Annotated in this window: 37 protein-coding genes; all 37 read left to right on the top strand. The window is 41.4% G+C overall.

Going from position 1 to position 25,597, the window contains the following annotated elements; translation table 11 throughout:
• The first annotated feature begins 38 nt into the window (after window positions 1-38).
• The 37 genes from rpoC to eno all read left to right on the top strand — a co-directional run bounded on the left by rpoC (window position 39) and on the right by eno (window position 25,489).
• A complete protein-coding gene (gene rpoC / locus KIH41_RS08900) occupies window positions 39-4,349 on the top strand; it encodes a DNA-directed RNA polymerase subunit beta' (RefSeq protein WP_213944883.1) in 4,311 nt (1,436 codons plus the stop codon).
• A gap of 264 nt (window positions 4,350-4,613) precedes the next feature.
• Entirely contained in the window at window positions 4,614-4,937 is a 324-nt protein-coding gene (locus KIH41_RS08895; protein ID WP_213944884.1) for a DUF3467 domain-containing protein, read from the top strand.
• 189 nt (window positions 4,938-5,126) lie between these two features.
• Window positions 5,127-5,510 (top strand): 30S ribosomal protein S12, encoded by a 384-nt coding sequence (rpsL, locus tag KIH41_RS08890; RefSeq protein ID WP_143960002.1) that lies wholly within the window; start codon window positions 5,127-5,129, stop codon window positions 5,508-5,510.
• Window positions 5,511-5,534: 24 nt separating this feature from the next.
• On the top strand, window positions 5,535-6,002 hold the full coding sequence (rpsG, locus tag KIH41_RS08885) for a 30S ribosomal protein S7 (RefSeq protein WP_143960003.1): 468 nt from the start codon (window positions 5,535-5,537) through the stop codon (window positions 6,000-6,002).
• Between the two features lie 8 nt (window positions 6,003-6,010).
• The gene (fusA, locus tag KIH41_RS08880) at window positions 6,011-8,131 is read left to right on the top strand and encodes an elongation factor G (RefSeq protein WP_213944885.1); all 2,121 of its coding nucleotides are present in this window, start codon (window positions 6,011-6,013) and stop codon (window positions 8,129-8,131) included.
• Window positions 8,132-8,143: 12 nt separating this feature from the next.
• Entirely contained in the window at window positions 8,144-8,449 is a 306-nt protein-coding gene (gene rpsJ, locus KIH41_RS08875) for a 30S ribosomal protein S10 (RefSeq protein WP_014020620.1), read from the top strand.
• A gap of 217 nt (window positions 8,450-8,666) precedes the next feature.
• On the top strand, window positions 8,667-9,299 hold the full coding sequence (gene rplC / locus KIH41_RS08870; protein ID WP_213944886.1) for a 50S ribosomal protein L3: 633 nt from the start codon (window positions 8,667-8,669) through the stop codon (window positions 9,297-9,299).
• A gap of 4 nt (window positions 9,300-9,303) precedes the next feature.
• Entirely contained in the window at window positions 9,304-9,933 is a 630-nt protein-coding gene (rplD, locus tag KIH41_RS08865; protein WP_214162168.1) for a 50S ribosomal protein L4, read from the top strand.
• A 4-nt stretch (window positions 9,934-9,937) separates the two neighbouring features.
• Window positions 9,938-10,225: a 50S ribosomal protein L23 gene (gene rplW / locus KIH41_RS08860; protein WP_213944888.1), complete on the top strand. Its 288-nt coding sequence runs from the start codon at window positions 9,938-9,940 to the stop codon at window positions 10,223-10,225.
• A 13-nt stretch (window positions 10,226-10,238) separates the two neighbouring features.
• A complete protein-coding gene (gene rplB, locus KIH41_RS08855) occupies window positions 10,239-11,063 on the top strand; it encodes a 50S ribosomal protein L2 (RefSeq protein WP_213944889.1) in 825 nt (274 codons plus the stop codon).
• A 2-nt stretch (window positions 11,064-11,065) separates the two neighbouring features.
• Window positions 11,066-11,344 carry a 30S ribosomal protein S19 gene (gene rpsS, locus KIH41_RS08850; RefSeq protein WP_008203028.1) on the top strand — a complete coding sequence of 93 codons (279 nt, stop codon included), beginning with the start codon at window positions 11,066-11,068 and terminating at the stop codon, window positions 11,342-11,344.
• Window positions 11,345-11,346: 2 nt separating this feature from the next.
• Window positions 11,347-11,736, top strand: a complete 390-nt coding sequence (gene rplV, locus KIH41_RS08845; RefSeq protein WP_143960009.1) for a 50S ribosomal protein L22 — start codon at window positions 11,347-11,349, stop codon at window positions 11,734-11,736.
• Between the two features lie 9 nt (window positions 11,737-11,745).
• Window positions 11,746-12,480, top strand: coding sequence for a 30S ribosomal protein S3 (gene rpsC / locus KIH41_RS08840; protein WP_213944890.1), 735 nt, complete (start codon window positions 11,746-11,748; stop codon window positions 12,478-12,480).
• Window positions 12,481-12,503: 23 nt separating this feature from the next.
• Window positions 12,504-12,923, top strand: a complete 420-nt coding sequence (gene rplP, locus KIH41_RS08835) for a 50S ribosomal protein L16 (RefSeq protein WP_143960011.1) — start codon at window positions 12,504-12,506, stop codon at window positions 12,921-12,923.
• Window positions 12,924-12,932: 9 nt separating this feature from the next.
• On the top strand, window positions 12,933-13,127 hold the full coding sequence (gene rpmC / locus KIH41_RS08830) for a 50S ribosomal protein L29 (protein ID WP_143960012.1): 195 nt from the start codon (window positions 12,933-12,935) through the stop codon (window positions 13,125-13,127).
• Between the two features lie 7 nt (window positions 13,128-13,134).
• The gene (rpsQ, locus tag KIH41_RS08825) at window positions 13,135-13,398 is read left to right on the top strand and encodes a 30S ribosomal protein S17 (protein ID WP_213944891.1); all 264 of its coding nucleotides are present in this window, start codon (window positions 13,135-13,137) and stop codon (window positions 13,396-13,398) included.
• Window positions 13,399-13,400: 2 nt separating this feature from the next.
• Window positions 13,401-13,769 carry a 50S ribosomal protein L14 gene (rplN, locus tag KIH41_RS08820; RefSeq protein ID WP_009183371.1) on the top strand — a complete coding sequence of 123 codons (369 nt, stop codon included), beginning with the start codon at window positions 13,401-13,403 and terminating at the stop codon, window positions 13,767-13,769.
• A 2-nt stretch (window positions 13,770-13,771) separates the two neighbouring features.
• Window positions 13,772-14,116: a 50S ribosomal protein L24 gene (gene rplX, locus KIH41_RS08815; protein ID WP_213944892.1), complete on the top strand. Its 345-nt coding sequence runs from the start codon at window positions 13,772-13,774 to the stop codon at window positions 14,114-14,116.
• On the top strand, window positions 14,109-14,669 hold the full coding sequence (rplE, locus tag KIH41_RS08810; protein ID WP_213944893.1) for a 50S ribosomal protein L5: 561 nt from the start codon (window positions 14,109-14,111) through the stop codon (window positions 14,667-14,669). The genes rplX and rplE overlap by 8 nt, the downstream gene beginning before the upstream one ends.
• A 2-nt stretch (window positions 14,670-14,671) precedes the next feature.
• Window positions 14,672-14,941, top strand: coding sequence for a 30S ribosomal protein S14 (gene rpsN, locus KIH41_RS08805; protein ID WP_018475630.1), 270 nt, complete (start codon window positions 14,672-14,674; stop codon window positions 14,939-14,941).
• Between the two features lie 82 nt (window positions 14,942-15,023).
• Window positions 15,024-15,419: a 30S ribosomal protein S8 gene (rpsH, locus tag KIH41_RS08800; RefSeq protein WP_213944894.1), complete on the top strand. Its 396-nt coding sequence runs from the start codon at window positions 15,024-15,026 to the stop codon at window positions 15,417-15,419.
• A gap of 9 nt (window positions 15,420-15,428) precedes the next feature.
• Window positions 15,429-15,986: a 50S ribosomal protein L6 gene (gene rplF, locus KIH41_RS08795; RefSeq protein ID WP_213944895.1), complete on the top strand. Its 558-nt coding sequence runs from the start codon at window positions 15,429-15,431 to the stop codon at window positions 15,984-15,986.
• 7 nt (window positions 15,987-15,993) lie between these two features.
• A complete protein-coding gene (gene rplR / locus KIH41_RS08790; RefSeq protein ID WP_213944896.1) occupies window positions 15,994-16,347 on the top strand; it encodes a 50S ribosomal protein L18 in 354 nt (117 codons plus the stop codon).
• An 8-nt stretch (window positions 16,348-16,355) separates the two neighbouring features.
• On the top strand, window positions 16,356-16,874 hold the full coding sequence (gene rpsE, locus KIH41_RS08785; RefSeq protein WP_213944897.1) for a 30S ribosomal protein S5: 519 nt from the start codon (window positions 16,356-16,358) through the stop codon (window positions 16,872-16,874).
• A gap of 4 nt (window positions 16,875-16,878) precedes the next feature.
• A complete protein-coding gene (gene rpmD / locus KIH41_RS08780) occupies window positions 16,879-17,058 on the top strand; it encodes a 50S ribosomal protein L30 (RefSeq protein WP_213944898.1) in 180 nt (59 codons plus the stop codon).
• Window positions 17,059-17,060: 2 nt separating this feature from the next.
• Window positions 17,061-17,507, top strand: a complete 447-nt coding sequence (gene rplO / locus KIH41_RS08775) for a 50S ribosomal protein L15 (protein WP_213944899.1) — start codon at window positions 17,061-17,063, stop codon at window positions 17,505-17,507.
• Window positions 17,508-17,509: 2 nt separating this feature from the next.
• Window positions 17,510-18,826: a preprotein translocase subunit SecY gene (secY, locus tag KIH41_RS08770; RefSeq protein ID WP_213944900.1), complete on the top strand. Its 1,317-nt coding sequence runs from the start codon at window positions 17,510-17,512 to the stop codon at window positions 18,824-18,826.
• A gap of 3 nt (window positions 18,827-18,829) precedes the next feature.
• Entirely contained in the window at window positions 18,830-19,603 is a 774-nt protein-coding gene (gene map, locus KIH41_RS08765; RefSeq protein ID WP_213944901.1) for a type I methionyl aminopeptidase, read from the top strand.
• A gap of 2 nt (window positions 19,604-19,605) precedes the next feature.
• Complete coding sequence (infA, locus tag KIH41_RS08760; RefSeq protein ID WP_143960025.1) at window positions 19,606-19,824, top strand: translation initiation factor IF-1; 219 nt, start codon at window positions 19,606-19,608, stop codon at window positions 19,822-19,824.
• Between the two features lie 60 nt (window positions 19,825-19,884).
• Window positions 19,885-20,001 carry a 50S ribosomal protein L36 gene (gene rpmJ, locus KIH41_RS08755; RefSeq protein ID WP_009034194.1) on the top strand — a complete coding sequence of 39 codons (117 nt, stop codon included), beginning with the start codon at window positions 19,885-19,887 and terminating at the stop codon, window positions 19,999-20,001.
• 4 nt (window positions 20,002-20,005) lie between these two features.
• Window positions 20,006-20,383 (top strand): 30S ribosomal protein S13, encoded by a 378-nt coding sequence (gene rpsM / locus KIH41_RS08750; protein WP_213944902.1) that lies wholly within the window; start codon window positions 20,006-20,008, stop codon window positions 20,381-20,383.
• Between the two features lie 15 nt (window positions 20,384-20,398).
• The gene (rpsK, locus tag KIH41_RS08745) at window positions 20,399-20,797 is read left to right on the top strand and encodes a 30S ribosomal protein S11 (RefSeq protein WP_143960027.1); all 399 of its coding nucleotides are present in this window, start codon (window positions 20,399-20,401) and stop codon (window positions 20,795-20,797) included.
• An 18-nt stretch (window positions 20,798-20,815) separates the two neighbouring features.
• Window positions 20,816-21,421, top strand: coding sequence for a 30S ribosomal protein S4 (gene rpsD, locus KIH41_RS08740; RefSeq protein WP_213944903.1), 606 nt, complete (start codon window positions 20,816-20,818; stop codon window positions 21,419-21,421).
• Between the two features lie 33 nt (window positions 21,422-21,454).
• A complete protein-coding gene (locus KIH41_RS08735) occupies window positions 21,455-22,444 on the top strand; it encodes a DNA-directed RNA polymerase subunit alpha (protein ID WP_143960029.1) in 990 nt (329 codons plus the stop codon).
• A gap of 6 nt (window positions 22,445-22,450) precedes the next feature.
• The gene (rplQ, locus tag KIH41_RS08730) at window positions 22,451-22,960 is read left to right on the top strand and encodes a 50S ribosomal protein L17 (protein WP_213944904.1); all 510 of its coding nucleotides are present in this window, start codon (window positions 22,451-22,453) and stop codon (window positions 22,958-22,960) included.
• 135 nt (window positions 22,961-23,095) lie between these two features.
• Window positions 23,096-24,187: a glutamine-hydrolyzing carbamoyl-phosphate synthase small subunit gene (gene carA / locus KIH41_RS08725; protein ID WP_214162167.1), complete on the top strand. Its 1,092-nt coding sequence runs from the start codon at window positions 23,096-23,098 to the stop codon at window positions 24,185-24,187.
• A gap of 24 nt (window positions 24,188-24,211) precedes the next feature.
• Window positions 24,212-25,489, top strand: coding sequence for a phosphopyruvate hydratase (eno, locus tag KIH41_RS08720; RefSeq protein ID WP_213944906.1), 1,278 nt, complete (start codon window positions 24,212-24,214; stop codon window positions 25,487-25,489).
• Window positions 25,490-25,597 lie beyond the last annotated feature (108 nt).

Here is a 25,597-nt window from a genome sequence, read left to right as displayed (position 1 = left end):
ACGGGCCGTAAGGCCCTTCACATACTCACAAATAAATTATGGCTTTCAGAAAAAATAAAAAACTAAACAACGACTTTTCCAGAGTCACTATTAGTTTAGCTTCTCCAGAATCCATTTTGGATAGCTCGCATGGTGAAGTGACCCAGCCGGAAACGATCAACTATAGAACCTACAAGCCTGAAATGGGTGGGTTGTTCTGTGAGCGTATCTTCGGTCCGGTCAAAGACTGGGAATGTCATTGTGGTAAATATAAGCGCATAAGATATAAAGGTATCATCTGTGACCGATGTGGTGTAGAAGTTACTGAGAAGAAGGTAAGAAGAGAAAGAATGGGCCACATTGAATTGGTGGTTCCAGTTGCCCACATTTGGTATTTCAAATCCCTGCCTAACAAAATAGGTTACCTTCTTGGACTTCCAACCAAGAAATTGGACCAGATTGTTTATTATGAAAGATATGCCGTAATTCAGCCAGGTGTAAAAGCCGAAGATGGATTGCAATACTTGGACTTTTTGACCGAGGACGAATACTTGGATATCATGGACAAGCTGCCGAAAGAAAATCAGCAGCTAGATGACCAGGATCCTAATAAATTTATCGCCAGAATGGGTGCTGAAGCTATTGAAATGTTGTTGTCAAGACTGGATCTTGATGACCTTTCCTACAGCTTGAGACACCAGGCGGCTACTGATACTTCTCAGCAAAGAAAAGCGGAGGCTTTGAAAAGGCTGAAAGTAGTGGAAGCGTTTAGAGACGCAAGAACCAGAATTGAGAACCGTCCGGAATGGATGGTGGTAAGAATGGTTCCTGTAATTCCACCGGAGTTGAGACCGTTGGTTCCTTTGGATGGTGGTAGATTTGCTACTTCTGATTTGAATGATCTTTACAGAAGAGTGATCATCAGAAATAACCGTTTGAAGAGACTTATCGATATCAAGGCTCCTGAAGTGATCTTGAGAAATGAGAAAAGAATGCTTCAGGAAGCTGTAGATTCACTATTTGATAACTCAAGAAAAGTGAACGCAGTAAGATCTGATGGAAACAGAGCATTGAAGTCGCTTTCTGATATGTTGAAAGGTAAGCAAGGTCGTTTCCGTCAAAACCTGTTGGGTAAGCGTGTCGATTATTCTGGTCGATCGGTTATTGTAGTAGGTCCTGAATTGAAGCTTCACGAATGTGGTCTTCCCAAAAACATGGCGGCTGAACTTTTCAAGCCTTTTATTATCAGAAAACTGATTGAAAGAGGAATTGTAAAGACAGTTAAGTCTGCCAAAAAGATTGTAGATAGAAAAGATCCAGTGGTGTGGGATATCCTTGAAAATGTATTGAAAGGACACCCTGTATTGCTAAACAGAGCCCCAACTCTTCACAGGTTGGGTATTCAGGCCTTCCAGCCAAAATTGATTGAAGGAAAAGCAATCCAGTTGCACCCATTGGTATGTACAGCTTTCAACGCCGATTTTGACGGTGACCAGATGGCTGTTCACGTACCGCTTGGACATGAGGCAATCTTGGAGGCTTCAACATTGATGTTGGCATCTCACAACATTTTGAACCCAGCTAACGGCGCCCCTATTACTGTACCTTCTCAAGATATGGTTTTGGGTCTGTATTATGTAACTAAGGGCAAGCGCTCTACGGAAGAGGAGAAAGTAGCAGGTGAAGGCATGACTTTCTACGGAGAGGAAGATGTAATCATTGCTTTGAACGAAGGCAAGATTTCTCAGCATGCTTTTATCAAGTGTAAAGTATCTATTAGAAACGAAGCCGGTGAACTTGAAAACAAGATCATTGAAACAGTAGCAGGAAGGTTGATCTTCAACCAGTTTGTTCCTGAGCAAGTAGGTTTCGTTAATGAACTTTTGACTAAGAAAAAGCTTCAGCAGATTATTGGTGAAGTGGTGAAAATTTGCGGTATCGCAAGAAGTGCCCAGTTCCTAGATGATATCAAGCATCTAGGATTCCAAATGGCTTATCAGGGTGGTCTATCAATGGGTCTTAATGACGTTATTATCCCAGATGATAAAGAACCGCTGATTGCCAAAGCCAAAGAGGAAGTTGACCAGGTTTGGAACAACTACTTAATGGGTCTTATCACCGACAACGAAAGATATAACCAGGTAATTGATATCTGGACTAGAACAAACTCCCATTTGACTAACATCTTGATGAAGCAAATGGAAGAGGATAAGCAAGGATTCAACGCCATCTATATGATGATGCACTCTGGAGCCAGGGGTTCTAGAGAGCAAATCAGACAGCTGGGAGGTATGAGAGGTCTGATGGCCAAGCCGCAGAAAAACCTTCAAGGTTCTGTCGGTGAGATCATCGAAAACCCGATCCTTTCCAACTTTAAAGAAGGTCTTGATGTATTGGAGTACTTTATTTCCACTCACGGTGCCCGTAAGGGTCTTGCCGATACGGCCTTGAAAACTGCCGATGCGGGTTACTTAACCCGTCGTTTAGTGGATGTTGCTCAAGATATGATCGTGTCCGAGGAGGATTGTGGTACCTTGAGAGGTCTAGTAGTAGAGGCATTGAAAGACAATGACGAAATCGTTGAGCCACTTTCTGAAAGAATTGTAGGCAGGGTATCTGTTCACGATGTGTACGACCCTATCTCTGACGAATTGATCTTGACTGGTGGGGAGGAAATCTCCGAAGAACTTGCCAAGAGAGTAGATGAGTCTGCTATTGATGAGGTTGAAATCAGGTCGGTATTGACATGTGAAACTAGAAGAGGTGTATGTACCAAATGTTACGGTAGAAACCTGACTTCGGGCAATATAGTACAGACAGGTGAGTCTGTAGGTGTAATTGCTGCCCAGTCTATTGGTGAGCCAGGTACACAGCTTACCCTTAGAACCTTCCACGTGGGTGGTACCGCTTCCAACATTTCTGTTGAGGCAAGTATACCTGCCAAGTTTGATGGTGTCATCGAATTTGAAGAAGAACTAAGATGGATCAATACTACAAATAAGGACGGTGAAGCTGTTACAATTGTAATGGGTAGATCTGGCGAGGTGAAAATTAACGATGCCAAGTCTGGCAAAACATTAGTGACAAACCACGTGCCTTACGGTGCGATCTTGAATGTAGTAGAAGGTCAGAAGATCTCTAAAGGAGATTCTCTATGTACTTGGGATCCATACAATGCCGTGATTCTCTCTGAGTTTGACGGTGAGGTAGCCTTTGATGCCATCCTTGAAGGCATCACTTACAAGGAAGTATCTGATGAGCAGACAGGTTATAGAGAGAAAGTAATTATCGAAACTAAGGATAAGACTAAGAACCCTGCCGTGGTAGTAAACTATGGTGACGAGACTAAGTCATACAATATTCCAGTGGGAGCCCACCTTTCTGTAGAGGCAGGTGAAAAGGTAAAAGCTGGTCAAATCCTAGTGAAGATTCCTAGATCTGTGGGTAAAACTAGAGATATTACCGGTGGTCTTCCAAGGGTTACTGAATTGTTTGAGGCAAGAAACCCATCCAATCCGGCTGTAGTTTCTGAAATCGACGGTGTGGTAACTTATGGTGGTATCAAACGTGGTAACAGAGAAATCTTCATCGAATCCAAAGATGGTGTTAAGAAGAGATACATGGTATCCCTTTCCAAGCACATCCTTGTGCAGGAAAATGACTTCATTAGAGCTGGTGAGCCGTTGTCAGATGGTGCCATCACGCCTAATGATATCCTTTCCATCAAAGGCCCTACTGCAGTACAGGAATATTTAGTGAATGAAATCCAGGAAGTATATCGTCTTCAGGGTGTGAAAATCAACGATAAGCACATCGAGGTGATTGTAAGCCAAATGATGCAGAAAGTTGAGATCCTTGATGCTGGAGATACTGGATTCCTTCAAGGTCAGATTGTTGACAAGTGGGCTTTCAGAGAGGAAAATGATAACATCTTGGATAAGAAAGTAGTAATGGATGCCGGTGACAGCAACAGCTTAAAGCCAGGTATGATCATCACTACCAGAAGACTGAGAGATGAGAATTCTAGCTTGAAGAGAAAAGACTTGAAACTTGTGCAGGTGAGAGATGCAGAAACTGCGGTTTCCAAACCTACCCTACAAGGTATCACTGCTTCTTCTTTGGGTACGGAAAGCTTTATATCGGCAGCTTCCTTCCAGGAGACGACTAAGGTGTTGAGTGAGGCGGCTATCCGTGGTAAGCGTGACGAGTTGTTGGGCTTGAAGGAGAACGTGATCGTTGGTCACTTGATCCCAGCCGGTACCGGTCAGAGAAGATTCAAAGATGTGATCGTTGGATCTCAGGAAGATTATGAAAGACTTTCAACTGAAAAGGAGAAGTCTACCAGAAAATCCAAAGAGACTATAAAGTAATAGCGATTTTATAACAAAAAAGGCCTGTCTCAAAGCAGGCCTTTTTTGTTTCCTGCGAGGCAAAGGAAAATGAGAACATAACTTTGCGGAAAGAGGAGGGATACAAGAATTTCATCGAGTTTTGCACAGAATTACGCAGAGTTGCCCCTAGGATTACCTTATTGAAGATAATAGTATTTTCTAGAAAAATAGGATACTGACACTGACAGAAATATGGCAGAGATGGAAAAGGAGTAGCAGATAAACACTTTAATTTAAGAGTAAATGGATTCAGAAGAAAAATTACCCCAGGATCAGCAGATCAATGTGGAGCTTCCCGAAGAGGTGGCTGAAGGAGTTTATGCCAATCTTGCGATGATAGCGCATTCCAATTCAGAATTTGTGGTGGATTTCATCCGTTTGATGCCGGGTGTGCCTAAGGCCAAGGTTAAATCTAGGATCATCATGACTCCGGATCACGCCAAAAGGTTGTTGCAAGCCTTGAAAGAAAATGTTGAAAAATACGAAGCCGCTTTCGGTAAAATTAATGGGGGAGGGGAAGGTCCTTCTTTTCCCATGAATTTCGGTGGGACGACAGGAGAGGCATGAGGGTTAGTTTATATTCTATAGTCCATGCTCGCTAGTTGAAAGCCAACGGCCGACTGTGGCCTGTTGACTATGGGCTATCATCTACAATAAAATATAACTCTTTAATTTTGTTAGTTTTAACGATTTGATTACCTTTGCAGTCCAAAAATCAGTTTAAAAAAGTAAGGAAAAACTAAATTTTATCAGTTAATGCCTACTATACAGCAGTTAGTAAGAAAAGGTAGAAATACCCTTGAGACCAAATCCAAGTCAAGAGCCTTGGATGCGTGCCCTCAGCGTAGGGGTGTGTGTACTAGAGTGTACACCACTACTCCTAAGAAGCCTAACTCAGCAATGAGAAAGGTAGCTAGGGTTAGGTTGACGAATGGAAAAGAAGTTAACGCTTATATTCCAGGTGAAGGTCACAATTTGCAAGAACACTCTATCGTGTTGATCAGAGGTGGTCGTGTGAAGGATCTTCCAGGTGTGCGTTATCACATCATTCGAGGTGCATTGGATACTTCTGGAGTTAAAGACCGTAAGCAAGGTCGTTCCAAGTACGGTGCTAAGCGTCCTAAGGCCGCTAAAAAATAATCCATATTTTAACATTACGAAATAATGAGAAAAGCGAAACCAAAAAAGAGATATATTCTTCCTGATCCGAAGTTTAATGACACTTTGGTGACAAAATTTGTGAACTGCCTTATGGTGGACGGGAAGAAGAGTATTGCTTACAAAATCTTTTATGACGCAGTAGCGAAAGTAGAAGACAAAACAGGTGAGAACGGTCTTGAGCTTTGGAAGAAAGCGCTTAACAATATAACTCCCGCTGTAGAGGTGAAGAGTCGTAGAGTTGGGGGAGCTACTTTCCAGGTGCCTATGGAGGTGAGACCTGAAAGAAAGACTTCACTAGGTATTAAGTGGATGATCACTTATTCTAGAAAAAGAGGTGAGAAAACAATGATGGATAGACTTGCCGGTGAAATCATGGCGGCATCCAAAGGCGAAGGCGCTGCGGTGAAGAAGAAAGACGACACGCATAGAATGGCAGAAGCCAACAAAGCATTCTCACACTTTAGATTCTAAACAATAAGATGGCGAATAGAGACTTAAAATACACTAGAAACATTGGTATTGCTGCGCACATTGATGCGGGTAAGACTACTACGACCGAGCGTATCCTTTTCTATACAGGTGTGAGCCACAAACTTGGTGAGGTGCACGATGGTGCGGCTACCATGGACTGGATGGCCCAAGAGCAGGAAAGAGGGATCACGATCACCTCAGCAGCTACAACAGTTTTCTGGGATTACAGAGACAAAAAATATCAAATCAATGTAATTGATACTCCAGGTCACGTTGACTTCACTGTAGAGGTTAACAGGTCTTTGAGAGTACTTGACGGTTTGGTTTTCCTTTTCAGTGCTGTGGACGGTGTAGAGCCACAGTCTGAGACTAACTGGCGTTTGGCTGATAATTATAAAGTTGCCCGAATCGGATTCGTTAACAAAATGGACCGTGCTGGTGCTAACTTCCTAGAAGTTTGTAAGCAAGTAAAAGAGATGTTGGGTAGCTACGCAGTTCCATTGCAGCTTCCTATCGGATCAGAAGATAAATTCAGAGGTGTTGTTGATTTGATTAACAACAGAGCCATCATTTGGAATGAAGAAGATTTTGGAATGACCTTCGAACAGGTTCCGATTCCAGAGGACATGGTAGATGATGTAGCCCAGTGGAGAGAGCATTTGCTTGAGGCGGTAGCCGAGTATGATGAGTCTCTTATGGAGAAATTCTTCGAAGATCCAAACTCAATTACTGAAGAAGAAATTTTAACTGCACTTAGAGCAGCTACTATTGACATGAAGATTGTACCTATGGTATGTGGGTCTTCATTCAAAAATAAAGGTGTTCAGACCATGCTTGACCTTGTGATGGAATTGTTGCCATCTCCATTGGAAAAAGGTGATCTTTACGCTACATCTGTTGATTCAGAAGAAAAAGTATTGATTAAGCCTGATGTAAATGAACCGTTCACAGGTTTGGCTTTCAAGATTGCAACCGATCCTTTCGTAGGTCGTCTTTGCTTCGTGAGGGCTTACTCAGGTAAATTGGATTCTGGATCTTATATTTTCAACACGCGTTCTGGTAACAAAGAGCGTATTTCCAGAGTGTTCCAAATGCACGCCAACAAGCAGAACCAAATCGAGAGATTGGAAGCTGGTGATATTGGTGCTGTAGTTGGTTTTAAGGATATCAAAACGGGTGATACACTTTGCGATGAGAAGCGTAAGGTGGTAATGGAGTCCATGGTATTCCCTGAGCCGGTTATCGGATATGCTATTGAGCCCAAAACTCAGGCTGATGTTGATAAACTAGGTATGGCTATCGCCAAACTTGTAGAAGAAGATCCTACACTTCAGGTGAACACTGACCACGAAACTGGTCAGACTATCTTGAGAGGTATGGGTGAGCTTCACCTTGATATCATCATCGACCGTCTTAAAAGAGAATTTAAGGTTGAAATCAACCAAGGTGCTCCACAGGTGGCATACAAAGAAGCTTTGTATGGCAACATTGAGCACAAAGAGGTTTATAAAAAGCAGTCTGGTGGTAAAGGTAAGTTTGCAGACATTGTGTTCGAACTTGGACCAAAAGATCCAGATCCAGAAACAGGTGAAATCAAGCCAGGACTTGATTTTGTCAACGGTATCGTTGGTGGTGTAATTCCTAAGGAATTCATCCCTGCTATCCAAAAAGGATTTGCAGAGGCCATGAAAAACGGTCCATTGGCAGGTTATCCTGTCGAAAGTATGAAAGTTAGGTTGTTCCACGGTTCCTTCCACGATGTCGATTCAGATGCTCTTTCTTTCGAACTAGCTGCAAGAATCGGTTTCAAAGAAGCTGCTAAGAAAGCCAAGCCACAACTTTTGGAGCCAATCATGGCTGTGGATGTTGTAACTCCTGATGAATATACTGGTCCTATCACAGGTGACTTGAACAGAAGAAGAGGATTGATGAAAGGTATGGATACCAAAGGTACTTCCTCCGTAATCAAAGCTTCAGTGCCATTGTCTGAATTGTTCGGTTATATCACTGACCTTAGAACGATCACTTCTGGTAGAGCAACCGCTTCTTTGACCTTCTCACACTATGAGCCGGTTCCATCGAATATTGCAGAGGCAGTTATTGCTAAAGTAAAAGGAGACAAAGCCTAAACAAATTAGAACATGAATCAGAAAATAAGAATAAAACTTAAGTCTTACGATCACAGCCTGGTGGATAAGTCATCAGAGAAAATCGTAAAAGCTGTAAAATCTACAGGAGCAGTAGTGGTAGGTCCAATTCCATTGCCTACTAAAAAAGAGAAATTCACTGTTCTAAAATCTCCACACGTAAACAAGAAAGCTCGTGAGCAATTCCAGCTTTGTACTTACAAGAGATTGGTGGATATTTACTCTAACAGTTCTAAGACTGTTGACGCTTTGATGAAAATCGAATTGCCAAGTGGAGTGGATGTAGAGATCAAAGTTTGATCCTCCTGACACGAAACGAAAGTTTTTGGAAACCTGTCCGCTATGAGCGGATGGGTTTTTTCTTTTAGGCGCAAAATGATTTATACGGGAATATTGCGTAAATGTTTGAAAATATTTGAGTTGTAATTTGTAGGCTGGTTTTAAATTACTAACTTTGCAGTCCCTTAGGGCACAAGTGTGTGGATACTTGTGGAAATATTATATTATATAACAGAAGATGTCTGGAATAATAGGTAAAAAAGTAGGAATGACTAGCATTTTTAGTGCCGATGGGCGTAACGTCGCATGCACGCTAATAGAAGCTGGTCCTTGCGTAGTGACGCAAGTAAAAAATGTTGAAACAGACGGGTACAACGCTGTTCAATTGGCATACGGTGAGCGTAAGGAGAAAAACACTCCTAAGCCACTAGTGGGGCACTTTAAGAAGGCCGGCACTACGCCAAAGCAGAAAGTTGTTGAATTCAGAGATTTCAGGGTAGAGTTTGAAGGTCAAGTTGATCTTGGAAAAACTGTAAAATCAGAAGAAGTATTCATCGAGGGAGACTTTGTGGATGCTATCGGTACTTCAAAAGGAAAAGGTTTTCAAGGTGTTGTAAAACGCCATGGTTTTGCCGGTGTTGGTGGCCAGACTCACGGTCAGCACAACAGAGCGAGACACCCAGGTTCCATTGGTGCATGTTCTTGGCCTTCGAGAGTATTCAAAGGTATGAGAATGGCCGGTAGAACAGGTGGAGACAGAGTGAAAGTGATGAACCTGAAAGTACTTAAAATCTATCCTGAAAAGAACTTGATCCTGGTAAGCGGCTCTGTCCCTGGTCCAAAGAATTCTTTCGTTATTCTAGAGAAGTAAGAAAATGGAATTAGTAGTATTAAAACATAACGGTGAAGACACAGGTAGGAAGGTAACCCTTTCGGATGACATTTTCGGCATTGTGCCAAATGATCATGCGATCTACTTGGATGTTAAGCAGTATTTGGCTAACCAAAGACAGGGAACGCACAAATCCAAAGAAAGAGCTGAGATAGCCGGATCAACTAGAAAGATCAAAAAGCAAAAAGGTACAGGTGGCGCCAGAGCTGGATCCATCAAATCGCCTGTATTTAGAGGAGGAGGTAGAATCTTCGGTCCAAGACCAAGAAACTATTCTTTCAAATTAAATAAGAAATTGAAGCAGTTGGCTAGAAAGTCTGCGCTTTCTTACAAAGCTCAGGAGAATAATGTTTCTGTATTGGAGAACTTGTCATTTGACGCTCCAAAGACAAAGAACTTTATTTCTTTATTGTCTGGCCTTTCTTTGACAGATAAGAAATCACTTGTGATCCTTCCAGAAGGAAACAAGAATGTATACTTATCCAGCAGAAACCTACCTAAGACAAAGGTGATCACAGTAGATGACGTAAATACTTACGAGCTGCTACACGCTGACGTTGTTGTTTTCTGTGAAGACGCTGTAAGTAAGTTAGAAAACATTTTATCGAAGTAATACAATGGATATACTAAAGAAGCCTTTGATTACGGAAAAGATTTCTGCTATGAATGAACGCGGAGTTTACGGGTTTATCGTAGAGAAAACTGCTAAGAAGCCAGAAATCAAAAAAGCCGTAGAGAAAATGTTTGGTGTGAAAGTAGTCGGAATCAGGACTATGAGATATGCTGCGAAGCATAAGACAAGATACACCAAGTCGAAGATCGTATCCGGTTACACCAATGCCTTCAAGAAGGCCATTGTACAGGTAGCCGATGGAGAAGTAATTGATTTTTACGGAGAAGTTTAATTGAAATTAAATCATGGCAGTTAAAAAATTAAGACCTGTAACTCCTGGGACCAGATTCAGAGTAGCTCCAGCGTTTGACGAGATTACCAAGTCAACGCCAGAGAAATCTCTATTGGCTCCGTTGAAAAAATCAGGTGGTAGAAATAATGTAGGTAAGATGACAGCCCGCTATATGGGTGGTGGTCACAAGAGAAGACTTAGAGTAGTAGACTTTAAGCGTACTAAATTCGGTGTGCCAGCGGTAGTAAAAGCTATCGAGTATGATCCAAACAGGACTGCTCGTCTGGCTTTGTTGTACTACGTGGATGGTGCTAAGGCTTACATTATTGCTCCGGAAGGTTTGCAAGTTGGACAAACAGTGATTTCCGGAGAAAGTGTTGCCCCAGAAGTAGGAAATACTATGCGACTGGCTAATATTCCTTTGGGTACCATAGTTCACAACATTGAGCTGAAGCCTGGTAAAGGTGGAGCTATGGCTAGATCAGCCGGTAGCTATGCTCAGATTGTAGCCCGTGAGGGTAAATATGTGACGATCAAATTGCCTTCTGGCGAGATGAGATTGGTACTAGGTGTATGTTTGGCAACAGTAGGAACTGTTTCCAATTCAGACCACATGAACGTGGTATTAGGTAAAGCTGGTAGAAACCGCTGGTTAGGAAGACGTCCTAGAACAAGAGGTGTGGCTATGAACCCTGTCGATCACCCAATGGGTGGTGGTGAAGGCCGTTCATCAGGAGGTCACCCGCGTTCAAGAACTGGTTTGCTTGCTAAAGGTAAGAAGACCAGGTCTCCTAAAAAGTATTCAAATAAGTTTATTATCAGTAAAAGATCTAAATAATTATGGCACGTTCATTAAAAAAAGGTCCTTATATCGAGCATCACCTCCTAAAGAAGGTGGACGTGATGAACGAGTCTGGAAAGAAGTCTGTAATCAAGACCTGGTCCAGAAGATCGATGATCTCTCCGGATTTTGTAGGCCATACCTTTGCTGTGCATAACGGTAATAAATTCATCCCAGTATTCGTAACCGACAACATGGTGGGTCACAAGCTTGGTGAATTTGCCCCTACAAGAAACTTTAGAGGTCACATTGCCAAAAAAGATAAAGGAAAGAGATAATCATGGAAGCAGTAGCAAGATTAAATAATGTTCCTACCTCACCTAGAAAAATGCGTCTAGTAGCTGACCTAGTTAGAGGCAAGAGAGTGGGACAGGCACTAAGCATATTGAAGTTTACACCAAACCATGGTGCTATTAGATTAGAGAAACTTCTACTTTCTGCTATAGCCAACTGGCAAGCCAAAAACCCTGATACCAAATTGGAAGATGCTGATCTAGTGATCAAGACTATCATGGTAGACAGCGGTCGTATGTTGAAGCGACTAAGACCTGCTCCTCAGGGACGGGCCCACAGGATTCGTAAAAGATCAAACCATGTAACCTTGGTAGTTGATGCGATCAACACTGTGGAGACCGCTGGTGAAGTAGAAACTAAAGATAATTCTAATTAAGATCAGACTATGGGACAAAAAGTAAACCCGATAGGTTTTAGACTTGGTATCGTAAAAGGTTGGGATTCTAACTGGTACGGCGGCAGAGACTTTGCCGACAAGCTATATGAAGACCAAAAAATAAGAAAATATGTGTATGCCCGTATCCCTAAGGGAGGCATCGCAAAGGTAATTATCGAAAGAACTCTTAAGAGAATCACCCTGACAATCCATACAGCTCGCCCAGGTGTGGTAATCGGTAAAGGAGGAGCAGAAGTCGATAAATTAAAAGAAGAGCTGAAAAAGCTTACCGACAAGGATGTGCAGATCAACATATTTGAGATCAAGCGTCCTGAACTTGATGCAAAGTTGGTAGGGGAATCTATAGCTCAACAACTTCAGGCCCGTATTTCTTTCAGAAGAGCGATGAAGCAATCTATTGCCGCTACCATGAGAGTAGGAGCCGAAGGAATCAAAATCAAACTTTCTGGACGTTTGGGTGGTGCTGAAATGGCGAGATCTGAGATGTACAAAGAGGGAAGAATTCCTTTGCATACATTGAGAGCAGATATCGATTATGCGATTTCAGAAGCTGCAACCGTCTACGGAATCATCGGAATCAAAGTTTGGATTTTCAAAGGTGAGGTATACGGGAAGAGAGATCTTTCTCCAAATGCCGGAGTAGCCAATGAAGCGAAGGGCGGAAGAAGAGATGCCGGCCGTAGAAGAGAAGGCGGACCAAAGAGAAGAAAGAGAAATAACTAATTTTCACCGATAAGTGAGAAATCATGTTACAGCCAAGAAGAACTAAATATAGAAAAATGCAAAAGGGCCGTGTCAAAGGCATCGCGCAAAGAGGGCATACGCTTTCTTTCGGGAACTTTGGCATCAAATCCCTAGAGCCAGGATGGATTACTTCTCGTCAGATTGAAGCGGCGCGTATCGCAATGACAAGAGCCATGAAAAGAGAAGGTCAAGTATGGATCAGAATTTTCCCTGATAAGCCTATTACCAAGAAACCTGCAGAGGTTCGTATGGGTAAAGGTAAAGGTGCTCCTGAGTATTGGGTAGCCGTTATCAAACCGGGGACAATTCTTTTCGAAGCAACCGGTGTAAGCTTAGAAGTAGCTCAAGAGGCGCTACGACTAGCACAACAGAAACTTCCAGTGAGTACAAAATTTGTAGTACGTAGAGATTACGTAGGATAATTCACAACTATGAAAAACTCTGAAATCCAAGCACTCTCCGAGAGTGAAATCACTGAGCGTATTGCAGCTGAGCAAGAAAATTTGACAAAATTGCGCTTCGCTCATGCCATTTCTCCAATAGAGAATCCGAATAAAATAAGAGAAACCAAGAAGTTGATAGCCAGACTAAAGACTTCTTTGAGAGCAAAACAACTAGCTAAATAAGAAATCAATGGCTACTACTGAGAGAAATCTACGTAAAGAAAGAATAGGAAAAGTAGTAAGCAACAAGATGGATAAGTCTATCACAGTTGCCGTTGAGAGAAGGGTCAAGCACCCGATCTACGGTAAGTTTGTTGCTAAAACTACCAAATTTATGGTTCATGACGAGAACAACGAGTGTGGCGCAGGCGACCTTGTGAAAATTAGTGAAACTCGTCCGCTGAGTAAGAACAAGCGTTGGAGATTAGTAGAAATTATAGAAAAGGCTAAATAATCATGATACAACAAGAATCCAGATTAGGCGTAGCGGACAATTCAGGTGCTAAAGAAGTACTTGTAATCCGTGTACTTGGAGGCACCAAGAAAAGATATGCTAGCATTGGTGACAAGGTTGTGGTAACTGTAAAGTCTGCTCTTTCTTCCAGCAACATGAAAAAAGGTACCGTTTCTAAAGCGGTGATTGTTAGAACTAAGAAAGAAATCAGAAGAAAAGACGGTTCTTATATCCGTTTTGAGGATAACGCAGCAGTTCTTCTAAATAACAACGATGAGCCAAGAGGCACTCGTATCTTTGGCCCAGTAGCCAGAGAGTTGAGAGAGAAGCAATTTATGAAGATCGTATCCTTGGCACCAGAAGTATTGTAATCATGGAAAGAAAATTTAATAAGCAACCAAAATTGCATATCAGAACTGGCGATACCGTAAAGGTATTGGCCGGAGATGATAAAGGTAAAACTGGTAAAGTACTTTCTGTAAACCTTGAGAAGAAAAGAGCGATTGTAGAAGGATTGAATATGGTAACTAAGCATATCAAACCATCGGCAACCAATCCACAAGGTGGCATCGAAAAGAAAGAAGCCGGCATCCACATCAGTAACCTTATGCTTGTAGATCCTAAATCTGGTGAAGCTACCAGAACAGGAAGAAAAGCAGGTGAAAATGGTAAATTAGTAAGGTATTCTAAGAAAACCGGGGAGGTGATCAATGGCTAATCCTAGAGTAAAAGAAAAATATGTGAAGGAGGTAGCTCCTGCACTTAAGGAAAAATTCCAATATAAGTCTGTAATGCAGGTGCCTAAGTTGACCAAAATTGTGATCAACAAAGGTATCGGAGCTGCTGTGGCTGACAAGAAATTGGTAGATCAGGGAGTTGAAGAGCTTTCTTTGATCACTGGCCAGAAGGCTGTACCTACTGTAGCAAAAGTATCTATCTCTAACTTTAAGTTGAGAGAAGGCATGCCAATCGGCGCCAAAGTTACTTTGCGTGGAGACAGGATGTACGAATTCTTGGATCGTTTGATTTCTGTAGCCCTTCCAAGGGTGAGAGATTTCAAAGGTATCTCTGACAAAGGCTTTGACGGAAGAGGAAACTACACCATGGGTGTAACAGAGCAAATCATTTTCCCTGAAATCAGCATTGAAAAAGTAAGCCGTATCACAGGAATGGACATCACTTTTGTGACCACTGCTAATACTGACGAAGAGAGCTTTGCTTTATTGAAAGCTTTCGGAATGCCTTTCATCAACAAAAATAAAGAAGAATAATTATGGCAAGAGAGTCAATAAAAGCTCGTGAGAGAAAAAGAGAACGTCTTGTAGCCAAGTACGCCAAGAAGAGAGCAGAACTAAAAGCTGCCGGTGATTATGAAGCTTTGGATAAGCTTCCTAAAAACGCTTCTCCTGTCAGACTGCACAACAGATGTAAGTTGACTGGCCGTCCTAAAGGTTACATGAGAAAATTCGGTATCAACAGAGTTACCTTTAGAGAAATGGCTTCTGCGGGTAAGATTCCTGGTGTAACTAAGGCGAGCTGGTAAAAATCAGACAAAAGTTTTTATTCTAAGAATCATTGTGTAACTTTGCACGCCCGAAAGGGCATGCAGTTAGACTTATATAAATATGACTGATCCAATAGCTGATTATCTAACCAGGTTGAGAAATGCCATCAAGGCTTCTCATCGAATCGTAGAGATACCTGCTTCCAACATCAAGAAGGAAATTACAAAAGTGCTTTTTGACAAGGGATATATTCAAAACTACAAGTTTGAAGACAACGGTCCTCAAGGGACTATCAAGATAGCTTTGAAATACAACCCTACCACTAAGCAGAACGCAATTGTAAACCTTTCAAGAGTAAGTAAGCCAGGTTTGAGAAAATATGTTAAAAATGATGAGATGCCACGAGTTATCAACGGCTTGGGTATCGCCATCGTTTCCACCAGCAAGGGTGTAATGACCGACAAAGAAGCTCGTACAGAGGGGATAGGTGGAGAAGTGCTTTGTTACGTATATTAATAAACCGTTATGTCTAGAATAGGTAAAAAACCAATAAATATACCGGCGGGTGTTACTGTAGACGTGTCAGCGCATAACGTTGTCACTGTTAAAGGTCCCAAAGGTACGCTGACTCAGGATGTGAATCCCGATATCACCATGCAGGTGGAAGACAACCAGGTTGTAGTAACTCGTCCTACTGAATCGAAGAGACACAAGTCTCTTCACGGACTGTACCGTTCTTTGATCAACAACATGGTTGTTGGTGTAACGGAAGGTTACAAGAAGGAACTAGAACTAGTGGGTGTTGGTTACAAAGCCACCAACCAGGGCCAGGTACTTGAATTAGCCCTTGGTTACTCGCACAGTATATACTTCGCTCTTCCTGATAGTGTTTCTGTGAAAACTGAAACTCCTAAAGGTAAGAACCCAATTGTTACACTTGAGAGTATTGATAAAGAATTAATTGGACAAGTAGCCGCTAAAATCAAGTCTCTACGTAAAGTAGAACCTTACAAAGGTAAAGGTGTTCGCTTCATAGGTGAGCAGATTAGACGTAAAGCTGGTAAAACTGCTGCTAAAAAATAATTAAAAGATGGCTTTTAATAAGAATTCAAGAAGACTTAGAATCAAGAAAAGTATCAGGAGAAAGATCTCCGGTACTGATTCAAGACCTCGTTTGTCAGTATTTAAAAGCAATACTGGTATATACGCGCAATTAGTAGATGATCTTAAAGGTCACACCTTAGCTCAGGCTTCCTCAAAAGAACTAGACAAAAGCAAGAAAAATGCCAACGTTGAAGTTTCTAAAGAAGTAGGTAAAAAGCTTGCTGAGAGAGCAGTAGCAAATGGTATCACTGGTGTTGTTTTCGACAGAAGTGGATATTTATATCATGGTAATGTAAAAGCTCTTGCCGAAGGTGCAAGAGAAGGTGGCCTTAAATTTTAATAGAAATTATGTCCCAAGTTAAAAAGAAACCCATTAGGGCAACAGATACTGATCTTAAAGAAAAAGTTGTAGCTATCAACCGTGTTGCTAAGGTAGTAAAAGGTGGTAGAAGATTTTCCTTCTCTGCTATTGTAGTAGTCGGTGATGGTAACGGTATTGTGGGATTTGGTCTTGGTAAGGCTAATGAGGTAACTGATGCAATTACTAAAGGTATAGAAGACGCTAAGAAGAGCCTTGTAAAGGTTCCTGTGTTGAAAGGTACCATTCCTCACGAACAAATTGGAAAATTTGGTGGCGGATTGGTGTTGATCAAACCTGCTGCTCCGGGTACTGGTGTTATCGCCGGTGGTGCGATGCGTGCGGTGTTGGAGAGTGCTGGTGTGAAAGATGTATTGGCTAAGTCCAAAGGATCTTCTAACCCTCACAACGTGGTGAAAGCTACTATCGATGCGCTTTCTCAACTTAGAGATGCTATCGCTGTATCACAACAGCGTGGAGTTAAATTATCAAAAGTATTTAACGGTTAAGAACATGGCTAAGGTAAAAGTAACGCAAGTTAGAAGCACAATCGGTAAGCCAGAAGATCAAAAGGCGACTATAACCGCTCTAGGTCTAGGTAAGATTAACAGGACTGTGGAAGTGGAAAACACCCCTCAGATCGCTGGAATGATAAGAAAAGTAAGTCACCTTGTAAAAGTGGAGGAAGCTTAATTATGAAATTACATACATTAAAACCTGCCGAAGGTTCCGTAAAAACTCGAAAAAGAATTGGCCGTGGCCAAGGATCTGGTAGAGGTGGGACTTCGACAAGAGGTCACAAAGGAGCAAAATCAAGGTCTGGTTATAAATCTAAATTAGGTTTTGAAGGTGGTCAAATGCCTCTTCAAAGAAGAGTTCCTAAGTTTGGTTTCAAGAGCCTTAACAGAATTGAATGTAAGCCTGTCAACCTAAATACCCTTCAGGAATTGGCTGATAAGCTTAACATTCAGGAGATTTCATTTGATACTTTAGTAGAAAATGGTCTAGCTGCGAAAAAAGATGTTGTAAAAGTCCTTGGAAGAGGCGAACTTACGGCGAAATTAAACGTAAGTGCTCACCATTTCTCAGCATCCGCTGTTGAAGCTATCGAAAAAGCTGGCGGATCTGTTAACAAGATTTAAGAATGAAAAAGTTTATCTCAACAGTTAAGAACATCTTTTCTATTGAAGATTTAAGAATCCGTATTCTGAATACAATCGGTTTTCTGATTGTATTCAGATTAGGTTCTTTTATCGTATTGCCAGGTGTTGACCCAAGTAAGCTAACAGGATCATCTGAAGGTATATTTGGGCTTATTGATACCTTCCTTGGTGGAGCATTTAGCAATGCATCCATTTTTGGGTTAGGTATTATGCCATACATCTCGGCATCCATTGTATTGCAATTGTTAACTGTTGGAGTACCATATTTCCAAAAGCTTCAGAAAGAAGGGGAGTCGGGTAGAAAACGCATCAACCAAATCACTAGGGTATTGACGATCTTGATCACAGTAGCCCAAGGTATAGGTTATGTCACCGCTACCATTCCAAATGAAGCAATTATGGTGAGTAAGCCTTTATTCATGTTCTCTTCTCTAGTGTTGTTGTCAGCCGGTACCATGTTTTGTATGTGGTTGGGTGAGAAAATCACGGAGAAAGGCATCGGCAACGGTATTTCCATGTTGATTATGATCGGTATCATTTCTAGGTTCCCTGGAGCTATTATCGCAGAAACCCTCTCTAGAGGTACCAGCGGTATGTTGTTGCTGATCATTGAAGCTGCTGTTCTGTTCTTTGTAGTGGTTGGTGTTGTGGCGTTGACAGAAGCTACCAGAAGAATACCTGTGCAGTATGCCAAACAAGTGGTTGGTGGTAAAGTTTATGGCGGCCAGAGACAGTATATCCCTATCAAGGTGAATGCTTCTGGGGTAATGCCTATCATCTTTGCCCAGTCCTTGATGTTCCTTCCTGCTCTTGTAGCTCAGATTTGGGCGGAAGACAGTGATATAGCCAACTATATCGGGAGCACATTTAGTGACTTTACCTCTTGGCAATACAATTTGGTATTTGCAATAATGATTATCCTCTTCACCTTCTTCTATACCGCTATCACGGTTAATCCGGAGCAAATAGCTGAAGACATGAAAAGAAATGGTGGTTTTGTACCGGGTATCAAGCCAGGTGCGCCTACTGCAGATTTCATTGATAATATTATTTCAAGAATTACATTACCGGGATCCATTCTCTTGGCTTTGGTGGCAATCATGCCAGCTTTTGCGATGATGGCTGGAGTCGGAGGTGAGTTTGCCCAGTTCTATGGTGGTACATCTCTACTGATTATGGTAGGGGTAATCATGGATACTTTGCGTCAAATAGAAAGCTATCTGTTGATGCGACACTATGAAGGAATGATGAAGAGTGGAAACATTAAAAATAATCCTTCAAACTACGCTGTCGCATAATATATGATACATTACAAGACTTCAGAAGAAGTCCAGTTAATAAAAGATAGTGCTGAAATTTTAGGCAGAGCTCACGGAGAAGTTGCCAAATATGTGAAAGAAGGAGTCAAGACTTCCTTCTTGGATAAAATTGCGGAGGAGTACATCCGGGATCACCAGGGTGTCCCTTCGTTTAAAGGATATAATGGATTTCCATCCTCCCTTTGTATATCGGTCAACGAAGTTGTTGTACATGGTTTTCCAGGGGAGTATGTTTTGAAAGATGGCGATATAATCTCAATAGATTGTGGAGTCTTTCACCAAGGTTTTCATAGCGATTGCGCTTATACTTACCCTGTCGGTGAAGTTTCCCCCTCTGTATTGTCACTTTTAAAAGCTACCAAAGAATCTTTATATCACGGTATTGAAAAAGCTGTTTTCGGTAACCGCATTGGTGATATAGGCCACGCGATCCAAAAATTTGTAGAAGCCAAGGGCTACACGGTAGTCCGCGAGCTGGTAGGACACGGCTTAGGCCGCAGCCTTCACGAATCTCCTGAAGTGCCTAACTACGGCAAACGGGGAAGTGGACAAAAACTAATGGACGGTCTGGTAATCGCCATCGAGCCCATGGTAAATTTGGGATCGAGAAATGTGGTGCAGGAACGGGATGGATGGACCATTAGGACTGCTGATCGCAAACCTTCAGCCCATTTTGAACATACCATTGCGGTATTTGAGGACAGAACGGAGATATTGACTACACATAAGTATATAGAAGAAAATTTTAAATTCTAAACATGGCGAAACAGACCTCTATAGAGCAGGATGGTACTATAATCGAAGCATTGTCCAACGCAATGTTCAAAGTAGAATTGGAAAATGGTCATCAACTGATAGCCCATATTTCCGGTAAAATGAGAATGAACTATATTAAGATTCTTCCTGGTGACAGGGTGAAATTGGAGATGTCTCCATACGACCTTTCCAAAGGCAGAATTGTATATCGTTATAAATAAACTATCATGAAGGGTCTATTAAGATAGCTTCATATTAGTAGACCATTAAATAACACAGACATGAAAGTAAAGGCATCTATTAAAAAGAGAAGTGTTGACTGTAAAGTGATCAGAAGAAAAGGGAAGCTTTACGTTATCAACAAGAAAAACCCTAAGTTTAAACAAAGACAAGGTTAATATTATGGCAAGAATTGCAGGTGTTGACATTCCGGACAACAAGCGCGGCGTAATCGGCTTAACATACATCTTCGGTATTGGAAGAAGTTCAGCTGAAGCTATTTTGAAAAAAGCAGGCATATCTGAGGATAAAAAAGCAGGTGAGTGGGATGATGAGGAGTCTACCGCTATTAGAAATATTATTGCTGAAGAATACAGAACTGAGGGTGTACTGAAGTCTGAAGTTCAGCTAAACATCAAGCGATTGATGGACATCGGTTGTTACAGAGGTCTAAGACACAGAAAAGGTCTTCCTTTGAGAGGTCAAAAGACTAAGAACAACGCTAGAACTAGAAAGGGTAAGAGAAAGACTGTTGCTAACAAGAAAAAAGCAACTAAATAAATCTTGATTTAGATTATGGCTCAGAAAAGAAACGATAAAGCTAAAGGTAAAAAAAGGGTTGTTAAAGTAGAAGCAGTAGGGCAAGCCCACATCAGAGCTTCTTTTAACAACATCATCATCTCCATTACCAATAACTCTGGTCAGGTGATTTCATGGGCTTCTGCCGGTAAAATGGGTTTCAGAGGTTCAAAGAAAAATACTCCCTATGCAGCACAGATGGCCGCTCAAAACTGCGGACAAGTTGCTTATGACTTAGGTTTGAGAAAAATCGAGGTTTTTGTAAAAGGTCCTGGTTCTGGTAGAGAGTCTGCCATCAGAACTTTACAAAATGTAGGTCTTGATGTAACTACGATTACAGATGTGACGCCACTTCCACACAACGGATGTCGTCCTCCAAAACGTAGAAGAGTTTAATATTAACGGATAAAGAGAATGGCTAGATATAGAGGTCCTAAAGCGAAAATTGCTAGGAAGTTCGGTGAACCAATCGAAGGACAAAGCAAAGCACTTCAAAAGAAAAACTATCCTCCAGGCATGCACGGGAGAGGTAGAAGAAAAAAGCAGTCTGAATATGCAATTCAGTTGATGGAAAAGCAAAAAGCTAAGTACATCTACGGTGTATTGGAAAGACAGTTCGCCAAAATGTTTGATATCGCTTCTAGAAAGCAGGGTATCACTGGTGAAAACCTTCTTCAGTTGTTGGAAGGTAGATTGGATAATACCGTATTTAGATTAGGTATTGCCCCTACTAGAAGAGCAGCTCGACAGTTGGTTTCTCACAAGCATATCTTAGTGAATGGCGAGATTGTAAATATCCCATCTTATACCCTTAAGCCTGGTGATGTTGTAGCGGTTAGAGAACGGTCTAAGTCTCTTGAAGCTATTACGGAGAGTCTTGCAGGTAAAGCACAAAACCGTTATCCTTGGTTAGAGTGGGATAACAGTTCTTATTCTGGTAAGTTTGTAAGCATCCCTTCTAGAGATGATATCCCTGAGAATATCAAGGAGCAACTTATCGTTGAACTTTACTCTAAGTAATAATATAACTTCTGACTTAAAAGAACTAAAGATATGTCCATACTAGCATTTCAGATGCCCGAAAAAGTGGTAATGGAAAAAGCTGATGATTTTCACGGCCTATTTACCTTCAAGCCACTTGAAAAGGGTTATGGGGTAACAATTGGCAATGCGTTGAGAAGAATTTTGCTTTCTTCCCTAGAAGGTTATGCCATCACTTCAGTGAAACTTCCTGGAGTAGTGCATGAGTTTTCTACCATTGAAGGGGTTGTCGAAGACGTTACTGATATCATTCTTAATCTTAAACAAGTAAGACTTAAGAAGATTCATGATTCTATTGATGGAAAAATCACCATCGAAATCAAAAATCAGGATGTCTTTACTGCCGGAGATATCGCTAAGTTCACCTCTTCCTTTGAGGTCCTGAATCCAGAGTTGGTCATCTGCCACTTGGATGATACGAAAAGTTTTGAAATTGAAATAACAGTTGAAAAAGGTAGAGGTTACCTTCCAGCTGAAGAGTCCAAGCCAAAAGAGCAAGTATTCGGTGTCATTCCTATTGATGCTATCTTCACACCTATCAAGAATGTGAAATACAGCGTGGAAAACACAAGGGTAGAGCAGAAGACTGACTTTGAGAAATTGATTCTTGAAGTATCTACTGATGGTTCTATCCACCCTGAGAAAGCTCTTCAGGAATCTGCCAAGATTTTGATTCAGCACTTCATGTTGTTCTCTGACCAGACTATGGTACTTGAGGATGTGACAATGAACCAAGCTGAGCCAATCGATGAGGAATTCCTTCACATGAGAAAATTGTTGAAGACTTCTCTAGGCGATTTGGACCTTTCTGTAAGAGCATTCAACTGCTTGAAAGCAGCGGATGTGAAAACTTTGGGTGACCTTGCCAAACTTGAAATCTCCGATATGATGAAGTTTAGAAATTTCGGTAAGAAATCTCTAGCTGAGTTGGAGCAGTTGATCCAAGATAAGGGATTGACCTTCGGGATGGATTTGTCTAAGTATAAACTTGATGAAGAATAATAAACGATGAGACACGGTAAGAAATTTAACCACCTTGGCAGGACAGCCTCGCATCGAAAAGCAATGCTTTCGAACATGGCTACTTCCTTAATTCTTCACAAGCGTATATCCACCACGCTTGCCAAGGCTAAAGAATTGAAGAAACATGTAGAACCTCTAATCACGAGAGCTAAAGAGGACACTACTCACAATAGAAGAATTGCTTTCTCTTTCCTTCAAAGCAAAGAAGCCATAAAGGCTCTTTTCGGCGAAATCTCTGAGAAAGTAGGTACAAGACCAGGAGGGTACACTAGAATTATCAAAACGGGATTCCGTCTAGGTGATAATGCTGAAATGTGTATCATTGAATTGGTTGACTTCAACGAATTGATGTTGAAAGAAGCTAAGCCAGCTAAGAAAACTACTAGAAGAAGTAGAAGAGGATCTGGTGCATCTAAGGCTGAAGGAACTGATGCTTCTACTGAAGCTAAGTCGTCTGATGCTGAAGAATCAAAAGATGAAAACAAATCTGAATAAGATATGTTATTTTCATAATATAGAAAAGGGATTGGGCTTTGGTTCAATCCCTTTTTTTTATATCCTTTAAGAATAGGACATTCTTCACTTCTTAATAATTTCACTAAATTTGACCAACGAATCTAATACCTAAGAATGAACAGAAAAAAAGCAACTTTACTCTTAGCGGACGGAACCGTTTTTTACGGAACTCTTGTAGGCAAGGATGGCACTAATGGCGGAGAAATATGTTTCAATACCGGGATGACCGGTTATCAGGAGATTTATACCGACCCTTCGTATACAGGCCAGATTATCGTAAACACCACTCCTCATATTGGAAATTATGGCACTATAGATACAGAAGTTGAATCTGCACATCCTTTGATTGCTGGGATAGTGGTGAGCCACTTCTCTGATGTGCATAGTAGGATAGATGCCACTAAGAGCTTACAGGCTTACTTGGAAGAGCACGGTGTTACTGGTATTGCTGATGTGGATACAAGGAAACTCGTAAGGCACCTTCGATCTAAAGGGGCTATGAATGCCATTATCAGCTCAGAATATGATAACTTGGAAGATCTGCAAGCCGAATTGGATAAAGTTCCTAGTATGGCCGGTTTGGAGCTTTCCTCTAAGGTGTCAACCAAAGAACCTTACTTCTTTGGAGATGAAAATGCAGAGGTAAAAGTTGCTTGTATAGATTACGGAATTAAGCTAAATATCTTAAGAAATCTGGCCGATCGCGGTGTTTATTGCAAAGTGTTTCCAGCTAAAACCAGTGTGGCCGAAATGGAAAAATGGGCGCCCAATGCTTATTTCCTTTCTAACGGTCCTGGTGATCCAGCTGTGATGGATTACGCAGTTGAAACTACAAAAGAATTGCTTGAGTTAAACAAACCGCTTTTCGGGATTTGTTTGGGGCATCAATTGTTAGCTAGAGCTTGCGGAGTGGGGACATACAAGATGCACCATGGTCACCGAGGTCTTAATCACCCAATCAAAAATGTTAAAACTGGGAAAAGTGAGATTACTTCTCAGAATCACGGCTTCAATATTACAAAAGAGGATATTTCGGCCAACCCAAATGTTGAAATTACTCACGTCCACTTGAACGATGGAACCATTGCAGGTATCAAGCATACTTCAAAACCGGCGTTTTCTGTGCAGTATCACCCTGAGTCCTCTCCGGGCCCACATGATTCAAGATACCTTTTTGATGAGTTTTTAGCCTTAATCAATAATTAAATCAACCTATAACCTTTTATACATATGAGTTTAATACAACAAATTCACGCTAGACAAATTCTTGACTCCAGGGGTAATCCTACTATTGAGGTAGATGTGGTAACCGATAGCGGAGCTTTTGGTAGAGCAGCAGTGCCTAGTGGTGCTTCCACGGGTGTTCATGAAGCTGTAGAGCTTAGAGATGATGACAAAGAGGTTTACATGGGAAAGGGTGTTTTGAAAGCCATCGCCAATGTAAATGATAAGATAGGACCTGAATTGGCTGGGTTCGATGTTTTTGAACAAAATATGATTGACCAGATCATGATTGATTTGGATGGATCAAAAAATAAGTCAAATCTAGGTGCCAACGCTATTCTAGGTGTTTCGTTGGCCGTAGCCAAAGCTGCAGCCATGGAAGCTGGTCAGCCTTTGTACAGATACATCGGTGGGGTAAGTGCCAACACACTTCCTGTACCTATGATGAATATCTTGAATGGTGGGTCTCATGCTGATAACGCGATTGACTTCCAAGAATTCATGGTAATGCCTACTGGTGCCGAGACCTTCTCTGATTCTTTGAGAATGGGAACTCAGATTTTCCACCACTTAAAGTCAGTTTTGAAGTCCAAAGGTCTTTCTACAAACGTTGGCGATGAGGGAGGATTTGCTCCTAACCTGCGTTCCAATGTTGAAGCTATTGAGGTGGTGCTACAGGCTATCGAAAAGGCTGGATTCAGACCTGGAGAGGATGTATTCATAGCCATGGATGCAGCTTCTTCTGAATTCTATGATGAGGAAAAAGGCCTATATGTTTTCAAAAAGTCTACTGGTGACGAACTCACTTCTCAGCAGATGGCTGATTACTGGGCTGATTGGGTCAACAAGTATCCAATCATCTCCATCGAAGACGGTATGCATGAGGATGATTGGAATGGTTGGAAATTGATGACCGACGCTGTTGGCCATAAAATCCAAATTGTTGGAGATGATCTATTCGTGACCAATGTGGAAAGACTTCAAAGAGGTATTGATGAGAACATTGCCAATTCTCTTTTGGTAAAGGTAAACCAAATCGGTTCTCTGACTGAGACTATTAAAGCGGTTGACCTTTGTCATAGAAATAAATATAAGTCTGTAATGTCTCACCGTTCTGGTGAAACTGAGGATTCTACAATTGCTGACTTGGCAGTAGCCTTAAATACTGGCCAAATCAAAACTGGTTCAGCTTCCAGGTCTGATAGAATGGCAAAATACAACCAGCTCTTGAGAATTGAGGAGCAGCTAGGTGAATCAGCCTATTTTCCTGGAAAGAAATTTTAATGAATAAAGAAAAGGTAACCAATTGGTTACCTTTTTTATTTTTAGATGCCCCAAGCTCGGAAGGGCCTTTTTCTATTGAATAATTTTTATATTTGCTTGAGTTAAAGA

The organism is Litoribacter ruber (assembly GCF_018500185.1).
GTDB lineage: Bacteria > Bacteroidota > Bacteroidia > Cytophagales > Cyclobacteriaceae > Litoribacter > Litoribacter ruber.
This window is presented reverse-complemented; position numbering and strand designations above follow the sequence as displayed.

Coding starts and splice junctions, on each gene's coding strand:
- rpoC (WP_213944883.1), top strand. CDS start 39: ATGGCTTTCAGAAAAAATAAAAAACTAAACAACGACTTTTCCAGAGTC.
- KIH41_RS08895 (WP_213944884.1), top strand. CDS start 4,614: ATGGATTCAGAAGAAAAATTACCCCAGGATCAGCAGATCAATGTGGAG.
- rpsL (WP_143960002.1), top strand. CDS start 5,127: ATGCCTACTATACAGCAGTTAGTAAGAAAAGGTAGAAATACCCTTGAG.
- rpsG (WP_143960003.1), top strand. CDS start 5,535: ATGAGAAAAGCGAAACCAAAAAAGAGATATATTCTTCCTGATCCGAAG.
- fusA (WP_213944885.1), top strand. CDS start 6,011: ATGGCGAATAGAGACTTAAAATACACTAGAAACATTGGTATTGCTGCG.
- rpsJ (WP_014020620.1), top strand. CDS start 8,144: ATGAATCAGAAAATAAGAATAAAACTTAAGTCTTACGATCACAGCCTG.
- rplC (WP_213944886.1), top strand. CDS start 8,667: ATGTCTGGAATAATAGGTAAAAAAGTAGGAATGACTAGCATTTTTAGT.
- rplD (WP_214162168.1), top strand. CDS start 9,304: ATGGAATTAGTAGTATTAAAACATAACGGTGAAGACACAGGTAGGAAG.
- rplW (WP_213944888.1), top strand. CDS start 9,938: ATGGATATACTAAAGAAGCCTTTGATTACGGAAAAGATTTCTGCTATG.
- rplB (WP_213944889.1), top strand. CDS start 10,239: ATGGCAGTTAAAAAATTAAGACCTGTAACTCCTGGGACCAGATTCAGA.
- rpsS (WP_008203028.1), top strand. CDS start 11,066: ATGGCACGTTCATTAAAAAAAGGTCCTTATATCGAGCATCACCTCCTA.
- rplV (WP_143960009.1), top strand. CDS start 11,347: ATGGAAGCAGTAGCAAGATTAAATAATGTTCCTACCTCACCTAGAAAA.
- rpsC (WP_213944890.1), top strand. CDS start 11,746: ATGGGACAAAAAGTAAACCCGATAGGTTTTAGACTTGGTATCGTAAAA.
- rplP (WP_143960011.1), top strand. CDS start 12,504: ATGTTACAGCCAAGAAGAACTAAATATAGAAAAATGCAAAAGGGCCGT.
- rpmC (WP_143960012.1), top strand. CDS start 12,933: ATGAAAAACTCTGAAATCCAAGCACTCTCCGAGAGTGAAATCACTGAG.
- rpsQ (WP_213944891.1), top strand. CDS start 13,135: ATGGCTACTACTGAGAGAAATCTACGTAAAGAAAGAATAGGAAAAGTA.
- rplN (WP_009183371.1), top strand. CDS start 13,401: ATGATACAACAAGAATCCAGATTAGGCGTAGCGGACAATTCAGGTGCT.
- rplX (WP_213944892.1), top strand. CDS start 13,772: ATGGAAAGAAAATTTAATAAGCAACCAAAATTGCATATCAGAACTGGC.
- rplE (WP_213944893.1), top strand. CDS start 14,109: ATGGCTAATCCTAGAGTAAAAGAAAAATATGTGAAGGAGGTAGCTCCT.
- rpsN (WP_018475630.1), top strand. CDS start 14,672: ATGGCAAGAGAGTCAATAAAAGCTCGTGAGAGAAAAAGAGAACGTCTT.
- rpsH (WP_213944894.1), top strand. CDS start 15,024: ATGACTGATCCAATAGCTGATTATCTAACCAGGTTGAGAAATGCCATC.
- rplF (WP_213944895.1), top strand. CDS start 15,429: ATGTCTAGAATAGGTAAAAAACCAATAAATATACCGGCGGGTGTTACT.
- rplR (WP_213944896.1), top strand. CDS start 15,994: ATGGCTTTTAATAAGAATTCAAGAAGACTTAGAATCAAGAAAAGTATC.
- rpsE (WP_213944897.1), top strand. CDS start 16,356: ATGTCCCAAGTTAAAAAGAAACCCATTAGGGCAACAGATACTGATCTT.
- rpmD (WP_213944898.1), top strand. CDS start 16,879: ATGGCTAAGGTAAAAGTAACGCAAGTTAGAAGCACAATCGGTAAGCCA.
- rplO (WP_213944899.1), top strand. CDS start 17,061: ATGAAATTACATACATTAAAACCTGCCGAAGGTTCCGTAAAAACTCGA.
- secY (WP_213944900.1), top strand. CDS start 17,510: ATGAAAAAGTTTATCTCAACAGTTAAGAACATCTTTTCTATTGAAGAT.
- map (WP_213944901.1), top strand. CDS start 18,830: ATGATACATTACAAGACTTCAGAAGAAGTCCAGTTAATAAAAGATAGT.
- infA (WP_143960025.1), top strand. CDS start 19,606: ATGGCGAAACAGACCTCTATAGAGCAGGATGGTACTATAATCGAAGCA.
- rpmJ (WP_009034194.1), top strand. CDS start 19,885: ATGAAAGTAAAGGCATCTATTAAAAAGAGAAGTGTTGACTGTAAAGTG.
- rpsM (WP_213944902.1), top strand. CDS start 20,006: ATGGCAAGAATTGCAGGTGTTGACATTCCGGACAACAAGCGCGGCGTA.
- rpsK (WP_143960027.1), top strand. CDS start 20,399: ATGGCTCAGAAAAGAAACGATAAAGCTAAAGGTAAAAAAAGGGTTGTT.
- rpsD (WP_213944903.1), top strand. CDS start 20,816: ATGGCTAGATATAGAGGTCCTAAAGCGAAAATTGCTAGGAAGTTCGGT.
- KIH41_RS08735 (WP_143960029.1), top strand. CDS start 21,455: ATGTCCATACTAGCATTTCAGATGCCCGAAAAAGTGGTAATGGAAAAA.
- rplQ (WP_213944904.1), top strand. CDS start 22,451: ATGAGACACGGTAAGAAATTTAACCACCTTGGCAGGACAGCCTCGCAT.
- carA (WP_214162167.1), top strand. CDS start 23,096: ATGAACAGAAAAAAAGCAACTTTACTCTTAGCGGACGGAACCGTTTTT.
- eno (WP_213944906.1), top strand. CDS start 24,212: ATGAGTTTAATACAACAAATTCACGCTAGACAAATTCTTGACTCCAGG.